The sequence below is a fragment of the Agrobacterium sp. El2ro-1b genome (assembly GCF_048298475.1).
Taxonomy (GTDB): Bacteria; Pseudomonadota; Alphaproteobacteria; order Rhizobiales; family Rhizobiaceae; genus Agrobacterium; species Agrobacterium fabrum.
The window spans coordinates 1,795,989-1,810,553 of the sequence record NZ_CP103458.1 but is presented as its reverse complement, the minus strand read 5'-3'; the positions used below and the strand labels follow the sequence as shown (position 1 = coordinate 1,810,553).

Genomic DNA, 14,565 nt, shown 5'->3' with positions numbered 1-14,565 from the left:
CGCGCTGCATCTCCCGATTTACGCATAACATGGTAAACAAACTGATATGGCAAGGGGGAGCGCGTTTTTTTGCACCTCGCAAGTCGCTGGATTCCAAGCGATTTGCGGTTTTAGTGCGGAGATTTGGCCCGGTAGAAGCCTTGCGGACGATGCCGCATACGGTCGGTCGGGTTTCGCAATCCGCCGGGAATCAGGCGTCGGCCAATAAGCGGTGGATCTTCGGTAGCGGGGCTTCGGCAACCGGAAGCGTGATGACAGCCCGCCATGCATAACCCCTCGCGATTTCCTCGAAGACGAGATTACCGTCGAAACGGCCGGCCATATTGGCAAGAACGTAACGAAGATTGGCGCGGGGCGTAACGTGAAAACGGGTGAGCCAGGCTTGCAGAAGGGTGCGGAACCACTTCGGCAATTGTTCTTGCTGGCCGAAATCGACGATATGCAGCGAGCCGCCGGGTTTCAGCGCCGTGAGCGCCTGTTCGATCGCTTTTTCCCAGTCCGGTATCATCGACAGCGCATAGGGGATCATGACGCGGTCGAAGCCGTCGGGCTGGCCGAATTCCGAAGACCGGAAAGCGGTGGCATCGGCGACACGCAGAATGGGCCGCTCGGCTTTGCCGGCAAAATTCTCGGAGGCGGTCAGCAGCATTTCGGCTGATATATCGAGGCCGAAGAGCCTGGCGTCGGGAAACCGGCGGCTGGCCAGCAGCAGGTTGCGGCCGGTGCCGCAGCCGATTTCCAGCAGCGTGCCGCCCTTTGGCACGTCGAGGCCGGAAATGGTCCGGTCACGGCCCAGAAGATAATATTTGCGGGTGATATCGTAGATATGGCGCTGGTGGCGATACATGCGGTCCATCAGGCCGGCATGCGCGCTGTCTGCAAGGCCCACATTCTCGCCGATGGTTTTCATGCCATAGCCCTCTGATAGATATGGAAGCCGCCATAAATGGCCGAGCGGTCCATGGCGTTGAGTTCGTTGGAGCGCTCTTCGAGATAGACCCACTGGTTGCGGATGTCAGGCGAAAGCCGGCCTTCGATGACGCTCTTTTCGGCCGCGGTGCGGAAGATGACGCGCGCATTGGGCGCGGCGGTGCGGCTGATCTGCGACCACAACTCGTTGAGCTGCACATCCGTCATCCAGTCCTGCGCATCGAGCAGGATATAGCGGTCGACGCCACTTGCGGGCTTGCGGGAAAGCAGCTCGGTATAGGTGGCATGATGCACCGCGACGCGCGCGGTGTTGTTGCGGATCGTTTCGTAATATTCCGGCTTGAGATAGGCGGGCAGGGCACCCTCATGCGGCTCGGGATAACGGCGCGCAAAGGCCTGCCAGGCGAAATAATTGTCGCTGAGCGGGAAGTTGCAGGCAAGCTTTTCCAGCCGCTCCTTGAGGACGGAGGCAACCGTGCCGTCGCTGGAAAGGCTTGCCAGCTCGTCATACTGGCGCGGCGGAATGCCGAGGCCGAAAAGCGAGCTCTTGCGCTTCGTCAGCCAGCGCACCACCGGCTTGTCGAACAGTGGCGCGACCTTGCTGTCAAAAAACTGGCGCTGTTCGTCCAGCGTCCGGGTCTTGGCCATTTCGGTGAGTTTCACGCCGTGCAGGCGGGCCATGATGTGGCCGGCGCCGATGAAACGGCCGAGCAGGCCGGTCCGGTAGATGTTCCTGTCGAACACCGAAATGCGACGGCGGCCGGAAAGGGTGCGTTTCGACCAGTATGCCTTGGTGGTGGCATCCAGATGCTCGGCGATGAAACGGTCGTAACCGATGCTGTTGCTGCGGGTGCCGGCGCGTCCGAAGTGGCGCACCACATCCTGATGGGCGGGCAGATGGCGGAAGGCGGCGAGCTTCAGCTTGTTCAGCGCGATGTGATGCGGGTTGAGGTCCACCACATCGATGCTGGCCGGGTTGCGCGAGAGATAGGCCAGCATGTTGCAGCCGCCGGAGCCGATGGTGACGATGCGGTGGCCTTCGCCAAGCTCCATCGCTTCCATGTCGATCTCGGGGTCTTCCCAGATCTGCGGATAGACGAGGCCGGAAAAGAGGACGCCGAAAAACCGCTCGGACAGGCCGCTTTTGGAGAGTGCCTTGTGCTGGAGCAATGCGGACTTCAGTTTCGTGTTTTTGCTGAAGCCGGTCTTGGGTGCCGCACTCGTCATATGTTCACCTCTCAGTCGATTGAGAGGCGTCTACAGCCGCCACGCTACAGTTTGATGACAGGGGTTGCTGGCAGAGCGAGCGAAAAGAAAAGACCATTGGAAAACCAGCCCGCACCAGCCCGAGCCGGCACCAGAGAACGGCGGCGTCGCTGGAAGGCGAGGTGCTCACTGACCACTCAGACGTCATCCCCGGGCTTTTCCCGAGGTTCTGCAAGAGATCGATTTTTTACGGCATGTTTAAATCCCTGGGACAAGCCCAAGAATGACGACAGAAAGGGAGTCGCAGCATTTTCAAAAGAGCCGCTCAGCTGCGCGGCGTTTCCAGCATAGTCAAAGGCCGTCAGTTCCGCAGAACGTGCAGCATGCCCTTGCGCTTGGCATCGTAATAATAACCGCGCGCATAAAGCCGGACGGCATTGTCACGGTTGTTACCCGCCACAACCCATGCGCCGCGCAAATATTTGACCGCGTATTTGAGGTTGGTTTCGGCATCGAACAGGCCGGAGGCGGGCCCATCGAAGCCCAGGGAGCGGGCCGTGGCATGACGGATCTGCATCAGGCCGAAATTGCCACTGCTATAGGCGCCGGGATTGTATCGGCTTTCGCGCTGCACCACGCGGTGAACCAGATCTTCCGGCACATCATACATGGTGGCGTATTTGGTAATCAGGCCGCTCAGCTTTTCGCGTCCCACCGGTGCTGTTCTCAGCGGTGCCGTCATTGATTCGTTCTGGCGAATCGCGGCAAGCGCGCCATTGGTCGGGCCGGCGGTATAAGCGAGAACCGTGCTGTCCGGTTTCGGCAGCGGAATGACTTTTCGTTCCGCCGTCAACTCGGTGCCAATGGACGGCGAACCGGGTGGTGGTGGCGCGGCCGGGAAGCTGCCCTTGACGGCAGCCACCTGCGGCAGATCGACGGCGGCATTGTGCATGGCCGGTTTTGCCGCCGCATTTGCCGTTTCGATGGCTGCCGCCGCCGGCGTGGCGTGTGTCGGTACAAGTGCCGTGGCCGTGGTCGGCGCGGCTGTCGTTGCTGCGGCTCCAGCCACTTCGGTCGGCTGCTGCATCTGCGTGGCGATGGCTGCGGCGGCTGCAATTTCGGAGGCAGGCGGCAGCGCCACGCGTCCGCCCTTGACGGCGACGGCGGTGGGAAGTGCTGCTGCTTGAGAAGAGGCTGCGGCGTCGGCGGTCTGAACTGCCGGTGCGGCCGGGGTGGTGCCCGCTACGGCTTCAGCCGTCGCTGGTTGCGTCGATGTCTGGGCCGGAGAGACAGGGGCAACTGCTGCAATTTTCGGGCCGTTCGGCCCTTCCTTCGCGGCATATTCGACACTGGTGCATGCGCTTAATGCCAGTGCCAGACCTACGGTGGAAGACAGAAGAAGTGCACTTCTTCCGCGGAATTTGCCCGAATTTCGCATGTTGCCGCCTTCGTTATGCCTGTCTCTCGATACCCCCGCGTCAAGCGAAGCAGGCAGTGTCCCGTCGCGCCTTCATTAACCTATTGTAAGGAAAGCGGCAAGCGGGGACGTGGCGCCCCGGCTTTCAGGTGGATTTTCAGGCCGCGATGCGCCTGTATCCGGCACTGACGGCACGGCCGGAAATGAAGTGGGTGCGGTATTTCGGCCGGATTTTTTTATCGCCGGACATGCGGCGCACCAGCGTAAGCGTCGAGGCGGCGAACATGGCCTGCGCGGCGAGAATCACACATGTCAGAATGAGGATAGCGGCCTGCGCCATGGCGAGCGTTTCAACGGCATTGCCCGTGGTGGAAACGAATTGCGGCAACAGCGCCAGGAAGAAAGAGAAATAGCGCGGCCGCAGGGCGGCAATGGCGTAACAATCGCGGAAAATGCCGCTCCAGGATTTGCCCGGCAGATTGTCATTGTCGGCATTGGCCGCCTGGGCTGCGGGCGTGGCGAACGTCCATAACATGAACAGCATCAGCCAGCCGATGCCTGCCCATTGCACGATTTCCAAGAAAGATTGCGGCAGATAGACGAGACCGGTCACCGGAATGGCGGAAATCGTCATGGCCGTGACGATGCCGAGCGCGCCGCCGCCGACGGAGGCGAAGATCGTCTTCCTGCCGCGAATGGCGGCATAAGAGGCGACAGAGAATACAAGGGGAGAGGGGAGTGCGAACACAACGGCACATGCTGCACAGAAAATCAGCCACGCCTGTCCAGACATTCTCTTCCTCCTTGCCCTCCCTGTCACCGCGTTATTTTAGCCTATCGTAAAATCAGGCCGCTGTGAACGGCTGACCGACGTGTTCCATCACTTCGCTAAACCATTTTGCCGAGAGGTCGAAATGCTTTCCGCCCTTGATACGCGGAAACTCGATGGTCCGCAATTTGCCATTCTGGTCTTCGTCATGGCCAGTGACGCCGGAGACCTTGTTGAGTGCGCTTTCGACCGCCAGATCGACCATGCCCTGGATGAGGCGAAGATCGTCGCCATTGGCGGGCGCGGAGCGGGCGAAATAGCCCGATTTCTGCACCATGGAGCGCTCGGCGCCGATGAGGCCTGCAAATTGTTTCTGGAACCAGCCGCCGACATTGATGGTGTCGATCTTCACATGGCCGAAGGCATCGCGCTTGACGGCTTCGCCGGAGGCTTCGCGCTCGGCAACAATCGAATCAAGGCCGGCACCTTCCGAGACGAAAAGCGTCACATAGCCGTTTTTGTCCATGACTTCCTTCAGTCGCTCGGCTTCCGCCTCGATGTCGAAGGCCATTTCCGGCAGGTAGATGCCGTCGATGTTCTTCATCTGTGTGTTCATCATCAGGCCTTCGACATAGTCGTTGCCGCGGGTTTTCTGGATATAGGCGCGGGCGGTGGCGGCGGTCAGCCAGCCGCAATGGCGGCCCATGACTTCGTGGATGACGAAGGTCTTGGGTGCCGCGCTCTGCTCGTTGCTGACATTGTCGAAGAAGGAAGCGCCAACTTCGGCGGCCGTCCATGCGCCGAGCGACTGCTTGATCGGCACGACGTCATTGTCCACCGTCTTCGGCAGGCCGACGACGGTGAGGTTGTAGCCGTTGGCGCCGAGATAGGCGGCAAGGTCCGCGGCGGTCGTGTTCGTATCGTCGCCGCCGATGGTGTGGAGAATGGTGATGCCGTCAGCCGCCAGCCGTTCAGCGGCGACGCGCAAGGGATTGTCGCCTTCCTTGACGAGGCCGCGCTTGGCGCAATCGGCGGCATTGGTCAGCTTGACGCGGCTGTTGCCGATCGGCGAGCCGCCGTAACGATGCAGCAGATGCGCCTTTTCGCGCATATCCTTGTTGATCTCGATCCGGTCGCCCAGAAGCACGCCCTGATAACCGGAGCGGTAAGCGATGATGTCGATCTCAGGCGCGATGTCGCTATAGCGCTCGATCAGGCCACCCACGGCCGAAGAGAGACAGGGCGCGAGGCCACCCGCGGTCAGCATTGCGACTTTCTGTTTGGCCATCATGGCTCTCCTTTTTGCGTATACCCAAAGTCATGTCTGGCAAATGGATGCGACAGCCGCGTGTAGGTGTAAAGTGAATTTATGACGAAAAATGCTGATTTCTTGCGGTTTTTCAGCGGCTTGACGAAAGCAGTCGAATATAATCGTTTCAATCCGCATCGGCGTGGCCGCATTGAGACCTCCGCCCGCCGTGCCTGTGGAAAACCAAGGTTGCTCCTTTGGCCGCACTCTTGTTCCTGAAGCAAAACTGTCGCAAAGATGAATAAAAGTTAATGCCGACGGGCCGCCCGGCATATTGCATTCGTGGCAATATCCCTTCATGCTTGCCAGCATGATGCTTGATTTCGCCTGTCTGCAAATTTCATCCCTGTGGGAACGGCTGCTCGGCGCAATCGGCGACGCGGCAGGCAATGCGCTCGGGCGCGTTGTCGAAGCCATCCGCACCCTGTTCGAGGGCGACCCGGAAACCCGCCGCAAGGTATCCTTTTCCGTTGCCATCATCGCGCTTTCCGCCAAGATGGCGAAGGCTGACGGCGTGGTCAACGATGCCGAGGTTCGTGCCTTCCGGCAGATTTTCGATTTCCCTGATGAAGAGGCCAAGAACGTTGCCCGTCTTTATAACCTCGCGCGTCAGGACGTCGCCGGTTACGAGGCCTATGCGGAGCGGCTCGCGGGTCTGTGCGGTTCCGGTCATGCCAATTGCGAGATGCTGGAAAGCGTCATCGACGGCCTGTTCCACATTGCCAAGGCCGATGGCCTGATCCACGAGCGGGAACTGGCGTTCCTCGGCCGTATCGCGGAAATCTTCCGTATCACCGAAGATCATTTCGAAACGATCATGGCGCGGCATGTGCACATGGACGGGCGCGATCCTTATCGCGTCCTCGGTGTTTCACCGTCGGACGACTTCCTGGATATTCGCAAGCGTTACCGTTCGCTGGTCGCTGAGCACCATCCGGACAAGCTCATTGCGCGCGGCGTGCCGATGGAATTGCATGCTGCTGCAAATGAGCGTATGGCGGCTCTCAACGCCGCCTATGCGGCCATCGAGAAAGAACGCCGCGTCGCATGAATGAATGTCTGCCGGATTTTATCCCGGATTTCGGGGGCGCAGCCGTTGCGCCTTCGCCTAATCATGGCGAAAGACTTGGCGTGGCCGGCCCCGATATCATTCTCCTCCACTACACCGGGATGACGACTGCGGATGGTGCGCTTTCGTGGCTCCGCAATCCGGAAAGCCAGGTTTCCAGCCACTATTTCGTCTTCGAAGACGGGCGTGTCATCCAGCTCGTGCCGGAAAGCCGCCGTGCCTGGCATGCGGGAAAGAGCTTCTGGGGTGGGGATGAGGACATTAATTCCCGCTCGATCGGCATAGAAATCGCCAATCAGGGTCACCCCGGCGGCCTGCCCGAATTCCCGAAAGCGCAGGTGGCAGCCGTCATCGAATTGTGTCGCGATTGCGGCCAGCGCTGGTCTATCGCCCCTGAAAGGGTGCTTGCCCATTCGGATGTCGCGCCGATCCGCAAGGTCGATCCGGGTGAAAAATTCCCGTGGGACATCCTGTCGCAGCACGGTGTCGGCCATTGGGTGGAGCCCGCGCCGATCCGCGGCGGACGCTTTTTCCAGCGCGGCGACCATGGCCAGCCGGTCGAAGCGCTGCAATCGATGCTGTCCATCTATGGATATGGCGCTGAAATTACAGGCGCTTATTGCGAAAAAACCGAAGGCGCCGTGGCTGCCTTCCAGCGACATTTCCGCCCCGCTCTCGTGGATGGCATCGCGGATTTCTCCACCATCGACACGCTGCACCGGCTGATCTCCAGCCTGCCGAGATTTTCGGCCGCCTGAGGGCGGATTCTGGAAAAGCATTCCCGTTTTTCCGGCGCCTCCAAGTCGCTTTTTTGTTGTGCCACAGTTAATCCGCATTGAGGAAGTCTAAGAACGGCACTGTATGCGGTGACGTTCTTCAGGGGAGCCTGCCGTCAATATCAATGAAGGAGACCGGACAGCGGAATGTCGTAATCGACTTTCCGGGCCTGAGCTATTTGTGCAATTTCACTGTTTCTGTCATCCGATCTGGAGACTTTTTCTACATATGAACAGGTTTGTTGTTGCTGTCGTGGCGGGCGTTGTTGCGCTCGCTTCGCAGGCGGGGATTTCTTTTGCCAAAGATGAGGACGTCAAGACCAAGACCGTGACGCTGGAGACCTTCGTGCGCAAGCCGGGTTATCCCATTCCCGAAAAAAGCCTGCCTGCCTCTCTCAAGAACGGCTATTCCGATCTGATCGTCAAATATGCCAAGCGTTACGGCGTTCCCACCAATCTGGCGCATGCCGTGGTTTCGGTGGAAAGCAAGTTCAACCCCAAGGCCCGTGGCAGCGCCGGCGAGGTCGGGCTAATGCAGATCAAGCCGGCAACGGCGCGGATGATGGGTTTTCGCGGCACGACCAAGGCGCTCTATGATCCTGAGACGAATATTCGCTGGGGCATGCAATATCTGGCGACGGCGCATCAGCTTGGCGGCGGCGAGGTTTGCAGCACCATCCTGCGTTACAATGCCGGCCACGGTGCCACCCGTATGAACCCGGTATCCAAGCGTTATTGCGGCAAGGTGCAGGCGCTGCTGGCGAGCTGAGGCCGGTATCGATCGTCTGCGAAATTGCGAAAAGCGATTCCGGTTCGGGCCGCCATGCTGTAGTCAGAAACAAATCTGATACGGAGCATGACATGCCGGATTTCAAATATATCGTGGTCGGGGCCGGGATGATGGGAGCGGCCGCGGCGCGGCATCTCTCAGTGCAAACGGATGGCGTGGCGCTGATCGGGCCGGCCGAACCGGCTGATCGCAAGACACATCAGGGTGTGTTTTCAAGTCATTACGACGAAGCGCGCATCACCCGCGGTTTTGATGGCGATCCGATCTGGGCCGAACTCGCGTTGCGCTCGATCCGGCGTTATGCCGAGATCGAGGCGAAAAGCGGCATCCGGTTTTTCACCGAAGCGGGCTGCCTGTTCACCGGCAATGGCAAGGGGCTTGCGGGAGACTATGTATCGCGCGCACTTTCCTCGGCAGATCGTCTCGGTCTTGGCGTGGAAACGCTTGGCGCTGATGCGCTGGCCGGCCGCTTTCCGATGTTTGCGCTGCCTGCCGATCATGGCGGGAGCTTTGAGGCCCGCAATGCCGGCCACATCAATCCACGGGCGCTGGTGAAAGCGCAATGCGCAATCGCCGAAGTGCAGGGCGCCCGGCTTGTGCGCGAGACGGCGGCGCATATTCGCGATACCTCCCGTGGCGTCGACGTGATGACGCGGGAAGGGGCCACCTATACGGCCGAAAAAGTCATCGTCGCTGCGGGTGGTTTCACCAATATGGCGGCGCTTCTGCCGTCACCGGTCGATATGGCGGCGACGGGCCGCACCATCGTGTTCTTCGAGCTGGATGAGGCACGGCAGGCGCTGTTTAGCGCGATGCCCTCGACCATCGTGCTGGCGGAAACCGAGGACGATATCGTCTATATCCTGCCACCGGTGCGATATCCCGATGGCAAGGTCTATCTGAAAATCGGCGGCGAAAGCGAAAAGGGCAGGCTTGAAACGCTGGTCCAAGCGGTCGATTGGTTCCACTCGGACGGAACGCCTGATGAGGTGGAGTTCCTGACGAAAAAAGCCTTGTCGCTGATGCCGGCGCTTGCCGGCTGCCCGGTCACATCAGGATCCTGTGTCGCCTCCATCACCCGCAGCGGTTATCCCTATATCGGCTATACACAATCCTCCAATATTGCGGTTCTGACCGGCGGCAATTTCGTTTCCGCCAAGTCTTCAGACGAGATCGGGCGACTGGGCGCGCAGCTGCTTCTCAATGGCCAGCTGACCGAGGATGAATTCGCCGCCGAAATGTCGCCGGTTTTCGTCTGACATTCTCCAGGCAGGCAGCTACAAGAATGCGGCTGAACGGAACGGATGAAGAGGGCGGCATGTCGGGACATTTCAATTATATCATCGTCGGTCGCGGCATGATGGGTGCGGCTGCGGCTCGTCATCTGGCGGAAACGGTGGACGGCGTGGCCTTGATCGGTCCCGGCGAACCTGCCGAGATAAAGTCGCATCAAGGCGTTTTCGCCAGCCATTACGATGAAGCGCGGATTACCCGCACCATCGATGGCGATGCCGACTGGGCCTTGCTCGCCAACCGCTCCATCGGACGTTATGCCGATATTGCCGCACGCAGCGGTGTCGAGTTTTACGCGCCGGTCGGCTGCCTGATGGTGGGGCCTGAACGGGGCGGTACCAATCCCTTTGTCGATGATGTTCTCAGGGCGGCGGCTTGGCTCGGCGTTTCCACGCAACTGCTTGGTGATCAAAGCCTGAAAAGCCGCTTTCCCTACTTCTCCTTCGAACAAGGTTGTGAAGGCGTGTTCGAAAGGGACAATGCCGGTTACGTCAATCCGCGCGCGCTGGTGAAAGCGCAGGCTATCCTCGCGGAAAAGGCGGGTGTTACGCTGATCGACGATATTGTCGTCTCGACGCGGGAAGAGGATGGCCGTGCCTCGGTCCAGACGGCTTCAGGCGCGGTCTATACCGCAGACCGGGTGCTGGTGGCGGCTGGTGGCTTCTCCATCACCAGGGATTTGCTGCCGCAGCCGGTCGGGCTCGATGTTTATGCCCGCACCGTCGCTTTTTTCGAGATAGACGAGGGCGATCTTGGTCAATATGCGGGCATGCCGTCGCTCATCTATGAGCCGCACGACACCACGAAACATATCTATCTGCTGCCGCCGGTGCGTTACCCCGACGGCAAATTCTATCTAAAGATCGGCGGTGATCCCGATGATAAAAGGGTGGGCAGCGACCCGGAGATCCGCGAATGGTTCCGCTCCGGCGGGCGCGAAAGCGTGCGTGACCACCTTTCGGAGATTGTCGGAACACTGGTGCCTTCCGTTGATCTCTCGCGTGTCTCGATGGCCGCCTGCGTCGTCTCCAAGACAAAGAGCGGCTATCCGGCCATCGGCTTTATCGCGTCGCCGCGCATTGCGGTTCTGACAGGCGGTAACGGTACGGCGGCCAAGAGTTCCGATGAGATCGGGCGGCTGGGTGCTGCGCTCCTGCGGGACGGAAAAATCGCAGATGATGCTTTCTCGACGGATTTCAAACCGGAATTTCTTTGATCTTTGCCGTCGCTTTTCGGTGGCTTTCGCTGCGGAACATGGTTATGCAGCCCATGCCAGTTGGCCGGGCAGCCGCGCTTTACCAATGTCGAAAGACGGTAAGGTGAGGAAAGTCCGGGCTCCACGGAAATACGGTGCCGGATAACGTCCGGCGGGGGCGACCCCAGGGAAAGTGCCACAGAGAGCAAACCGCCATGCCTTGCATGGTAAGGGTGAAAGGGTGGGGTAAGAGCCCACCGCGCCACTGGTGACAGTGGTGGCAAGGTAAACCCCACCGGGAGCAAGACCGAATAGGGATGACACGGGGCGGGCGTAAGCCCGTTCACAGCCGGTTTCCGGGCCCGTCATCCGGGTGGGTTGCGAGAGGCGGCATGCAAATGCCGTCCCAGATGAATGGCTGCCACGTTCCGGGTCAAACCGGGGCCATACAGAACCCGGCTTACAGGCCAACTGGCGAATTTTCCTGCCGAATTTTTCGGCGGGGCTCACCCCTCGATGATATGGGAAACGTAGCGGGAGAGATTTGCGGTGATGGGCGACGCGTCCTCGCGAATGCCGAGCCCGCAGGATCGATCACCGACGATCCAGCTTCCCAGCACTGCATATCCGAACTCGCTCTTGAACAATGGTGCGTAGGCCTGAAAAACATACCCCTCTTTGCCATAACTGCCGGGGGCCGATAAAATTTCGCGTCGGTTTCGGTAGAGGCTGATATTTTCGCCTTCACGCGAGAGAAGCGGCTTCACCACGTAATCCTGTAATTCGTATATTTCAGGATCGTCGGGAAAGAAGCTGGGGAGCAGATTCGGGTGATTGGGATGCCGTTGCCAAAGCATGGGCAGCAGGCCCTTGTTCGATAGCACGGCTTTCCAGGCTGGCTCGATGAAAATGCCGCTTTCCGCAGGCAGATTTGCGGCAAAGGATTCCCGTAACATGAATTCCCAGGGATAAAGCTTGAAGCAGCGCTCGATGACGCGGCTTTGAAGGTCAGCATAACGCCCGTTCGCATCGATGCCGATGTCCCTGATATCGAGAAATTGGGCGCGGTGGCCAGCCTGAATGGCGCAGTCCATCAGGTAAATTGTCGTGCCGCAATCCTCGGCGTTGTCGCTCACCGCTGCGAAATGGAAAATCCTGTCTCGCGAGAATTGCCCAAAGGCCTCGATCAAGGCTTCTTGAACCGAGTTGAACTGGTCGGTTTGCGCCGGGAGCGTTCCAAGGGCGACCTGATCGGTCAGCCAGTTACACTGGAAATATCCCGTTTCGAAGACGGAAGTGGGCGTGTCTGCATTGTATTCGAGCAGCTTTGCGGGGCCATGTCCGTCATAGGCAAGATCAAAACGGCCATACAGGTGGCGGTCACCCCGCCGCCAGGAATTTCGGATCACATCGTGATAATCGCGCGGGATGGCAAGGCGGGTGAGCGCCTCCTCATTGTTTACGATGTCGGCGACGAGATCCATGCACATATCGTGTAGAATCTGGCTCGGTTCTTCGATATTGCGTTCGATTTCCTCGAGTCCAAAGCAATAGGCCGCATCGTCCACCCAGTAAGGTTCGCCGTGCATTTCATGGAAGGAGAAACCCACGGCATTGGCTTTTTCGCGCCAATCCGGGCGCGGTGGTACTGTGATGCGGCGCATGTCAGCTTCCGGAAAAGGAGTGGCCGCCGAATCCGCCGCGGCCCTTGACGTTCGTTTTGGCGTTGAGCGTCTTCACGTCACTGGCCAGCGCGCCGCCTCCTGCAGCGCCTCCGCCTCCGCCGTTGTTCTGTTGGCGGGCACTCACGTCCGGTGTGACGAGGTCGCCGTTGCGTTTTCGATAGGCCGACATCGCACCCGCGGAACCAGACTCGCTGTTTTGCTGACGGCGACGATATTCACTGTAGTCTGAAAAGTTTTCGACGGATCGGGGCATGACGAATCCGGCCGGTGAAGGGGCGAAGGCGCTCATGCCGCCGGAATTGCCGGAATCGACGTTCTGTCTCAGCTGAGCGCAATTACCCGCACCATATTCCATTTCGCATGCGACCATGTTGCGAAATCTCGGTGCCGTGGCGAGGTGATGCTGGTTGGCGTCTTCGGATGCCGCCTGGCAAGCCTTGGGATAAACTCCTGAGGCGACGCACTTGTCAACGGAGGTGTAGAGCACCTCTTCCTCGGTTGAAAAAGCCATAAAAAGGCCTATCGCTGCAATCGTACCCAGGGCAAGACGCGGATGTTCTGTCACGTCCAGATACATGTCTGTTCCTCAATACGCCATGCAGGCGGCGTTCAAAGTCCCGATGACCACGGCGATACCGCCGCTCCAGAGCCCGGCCGCGACATTACCCTCCGTAATTTTCAGGTGCAGGTCGGTCATGGTGAGCTTGGCGATGTAGAACGCAAGGACTTGCACCAGCAGGCCGATCGCTGCCCAGATCACGTAGTCGGGAAGGCTGACCGAATGGGCCGCCGCCGATGCCAGCGGAAGGCTGAAGCCGATCAGGGCGCCTAGAAAGGCGACCACCGCCGAAATATTTCCAGCCTTGATGAGCTCAACTTCTTCGTGTGGTGTCAGGCGCGTGTAAATGGTGGAGAAAATCGCAAAACACACCAGACCGATGCTGAAATAACTTAGAAATGCGGGTAAACCGGCCGCGTATATTGTCATCATTATATCTCAATAAAAATCAATTTGAGAAGCATAAAATCAATTGAAAGTTTAAAAAGTCAAGCTCTCATTGGCCGTATTCGATGTCAACGTGGTCCGTATCAGCGCCGCCGGTGATCTATTCCTTTTTCTTCATGACCGCGAGTGTCGGGCGACCCGAAAAGATTACGTCGTTGATCGAGGCGGGGAACATATACACGGTGGTAGATTGGGTCTTCCTGTTCGAGAAGGCCAGCGAGGCGTCGGACTGCATGCAAACGGGTCATATGAAGGACAGGTCGTGTAGCTGTAAGTGATGTCGGGCTGCTTTCCTTTTGCAGTTGGAGCGGTGCTCCAAATCATTTCTTTGTTTTTACAACAGAAACGTTGATTTCACAGCGCATTCCCGCGCCGTGAATCTGCCTCCGTGCGCCTGAAGTAAACCATTCGTTAAACTTAACGGCTTATGAATTTCCGATGCGAAGTCGGTATCGTGCCGGCTTCATCCCATTGACGCCCATAGTGTCCCATGATATCCCAAATGCACACCACATTGGGTCGTGTTTTTGACCCGCAATCGCTGAAACGAGTGAGGAGCCTGCGAGGGGCTGCTGCAGGGCATCTTGCCCTGGCGCTTGGCGATGTGTCGTGCGTACCGGTGTCGTCTGTGAAGCGGATGGATCGCTTTGCGGAATGCGGTTTTGGCGAGTTGAGTAATGGACCGCTTTTTATCGAACGTGACGAACAGGATCGACGCCAAGGGGCGCGTTTCGGTTCCGTCTCCGTTTCGTTCGGTGCTGGCGAGGCGCGACATTCAGGAGCTTTATTGTCTCCAGGATTTCGCCTTTCCGGCAATCAGCGTCGGCGGTCCGGATCTGCTGGAGCGCTACGAGCGGCAGATAGCGTCCATGGATGCCTTCTCGCGGCAAGCGAACGCGATGTCGCTGCTGGTTCACGGCGGCGGTGTTTTCATGAAGCTCGACCAGGAAGGTCGATTGATGGTGACGGATTTTGTGCGGGAATTCACCGGCATCTCCACCGAGGTCACCTTCGTCGGACGGGCGGATCATTTTCAGCTTTGGCAACCGAATGCGTTTCTGGCGGCGCAGGCGGAAGCAAGAGCGGGGCGCGGTTTTTCGGCTGCTCGCCCCGCATAGGA

The 14,565-nt window shown here is 59.0% G+C and carries 15 protein-coding genes and 1 other RNA gene; 7 read left to right on the top strand and 9 right to left on the bottom strand.

All coding sequences use genetic code 11. The features are described from left to right. Window positions 1-190 precede the first annotated feature (190 nt). From NYR50_RS09075 to NYR50_RS09050, 6 genes are all read right to left on the bottom strand, one after another. Window positions 191-910, bottom strand: coding sequence for a class I SAM-dependent methyltransferase (locus NYR50_RS09075; protein ID WP_418135700.1), 720 nt, complete (start codon window positions 908-910; stop codon window positions 191-193). Beyond that, window positions 907-2,157, bottom strand: coding sequence for a DUF3419 family protein (locus NYR50_RS09070; protein WP_174008886.1), 1,251 nt, complete (start codon window positions 2,155-2,157; stop codon window positions 907-909). The genes NYR50_RS09075 and NYR50_RS09070 overlap by 4 nt, the downstream gene beginning before the upstream one ends. Before the next feature lie 340 nt (window positions 2,158-2,497). Further along, complete coding sequence (locus NYR50_RS09065) at window positions 2,498-3,574, bottom strand: transglycosylase SLT domain-containing protein (protein ID WP_418135699.1); 1,077 nt, start codon at window positions 3,572-3,574, stop codon at window positions 2,498-2,500. A 136-nt stretch (window positions 3,575-3,710) separates the two neighbouring features. After that, window positions 3,711-4,346: a LysE family translocator gene (locus NYR50_RS09060; protein WP_418135698.1), complete on the bottom strand. Its 636-nt coding sequence runs from the start codon at window positions 4,344-4,346 to the stop codon at window positions 3,711-3,713. A gap of 52 nt (window positions 4,347-4,398) precedes the next feature. Then, window positions 4,399-5,610, bottom strand: a complete 1,212-nt coding sequence (locus tag NYR50_RS09055) for a pyrophosphate--fructose-6-phosphate 1-phosphotransferase (protein ID WP_418135697.1) — start codon at window positions 5,608-5,610, stop codon at window positions 4,399-4,401. Between the two features lie 30 nt (window positions 5,611-5,640). Further along, complete coding sequence (locus tag NYR50_RS09050; RefSeq protein ID WP_418135696.1) at window positions 5,641-5,943, bottom strand: hypothetical protein; 303 nt, start codon at window positions 5,941-5,943, stop codon at window positions 5,641-5,643. Between NYR50_RS09050 and NYR50_RS09045 the strand changes: the two genes are divergently transcribed. The 6 genes from NYR50_RS09045 (at window position 5,942) to rnpB (ending at window position 11,233) form a co-directional block, all read left to right on the top strand. Then, window positions 5,942-6,682 carry a J domain-containing protein gene (locus NYR50_RS09045; protein ID WP_230059665.1) on the top strand — a complete coding sequence of 247 codons (741 nt, stop codon included), beginning with the start codon at window positions 5,942-5,944 and terminating at the stop codon, window positions 6,680-6,682. The two genes, NYR50_RS09050 and NYR50_RS09045, sit on opposite strands and share 2 nt — an antisense overlap. Next, window positions 6,679-7,458: an N-acetylmuramoyl-L-alanine amidase gene (locus NYR50_RS09040; RefSeq protein WP_418135695.1), complete on the top strand. Its 780-nt coding sequence runs from the start codon at window positions 6,679-6,681 to the stop codon at window positions 7,456-7,458. The genes NYR50_RS09045 and NYR50_RS09040 overlap by 4 nt, the downstream gene beginning before the upstream one ends. A gap of 247 nt (window positions 7,459-7,705) precedes the next feature. Next, window positions 7,706-8,245, top strand: a complete 540-nt coding sequence (locus NYR50_RS09035; protein WP_230059505.1) for a lytic transglycosylase domain-containing protein — start codon at window positions 7,706-7,708, stop codon at window positions 8,243-8,245. A gap of 92 nt (window positions 8,246-8,337) precedes the next feature. Continuing rightward, complete coding sequence (locus NYR50_RS09030; protein ID WP_418135694.1) at window positions 8,338-9,525, top strand: FAD-dependent oxidoreductase; 1,188 nt, start codon at window positions 8,338-8,340, stop codon at window positions 9,523-9,525. Window positions 9,526-9,584: 59 nt separating this feature from the next. Next, window positions 9,585-10,775, top strand: a complete 1,191-nt coding sequence (locus NYR50_RS09025) for an NAD(P)/FAD-dependent oxidoreductase (RefSeq protein WP_418137276.1) — start codon at window positions 9,585-9,587, stop codon at window positions 10,773-10,775. A gap of 56 nt (window positions 10,776-10,831) precedes the next feature. Continuing rightward, an RNA gene (gene rnpB, locus NYR50_RS09020) (RNase P RNA component class A) lies at window positions 10,832-11,233 on the top strand. Window positions 11,234-11,260: 27 nt separating this feature from the next. On the opposite strand, the gene NYR50_RS09015 is transcribed toward rnpB, so the two are convergent. From NYR50_RS09015 to NYR50_RS09005, 3 genes are read right to left on the bottom strand one after another with little or no spacing between them, the layout of a single operon-like run. Then, entirely contained in the window at window positions 11,261-12,418 is a 1,158-nt protein-coding gene (locus NYR50_RS09015; RefSeq protein ID WP_418135693.1) for a glutathionylspermidine synthase family protein, read from the bottom strand. Window position 12,419: 1 nt separating this feature from the next. After that, on the bottom strand, window positions 12,420-13,016 hold the full coding sequence (locus NYR50_RS09010; protein WP_418135692.1) for a DUF1190 domain-containing protein: 597 nt from the start codon (window positions 13,014-13,016) through the stop codon (window positions 12,420-12,422). A 9-nt stretch (window positions 13,017-13,025) separates the two neighbouring features. Then, window positions 13,026-13,427, bottom strand: coding sequence for a DUF350 domain-containing protein (locus NYR50_RS09005; protein ID WP_010972060.1), 402 nt, complete (start codon window positions 13,425-13,427; stop codon window positions 13,026-13,028). Between the two features lie 695 nt (window positions 13,428-14,122). On the opposite strand from NYR50_RS09005, the gene mraZ reads away from it, so the two are divergent. Next, complete coding sequence (gene mraZ, locus NYR50_RS09000; RefSeq protein WP_418135691.1) at window positions 14,123-14,563, top strand: division/cell wall cluster transcriptional repressor MraZ; 441 nt, start codon at window positions 14,123-14,125, stop codon at window positions 14,561-14,563. The last annotated feature ends 2 nt before the right edge of the window (window positions 14,564-14,565 follow it).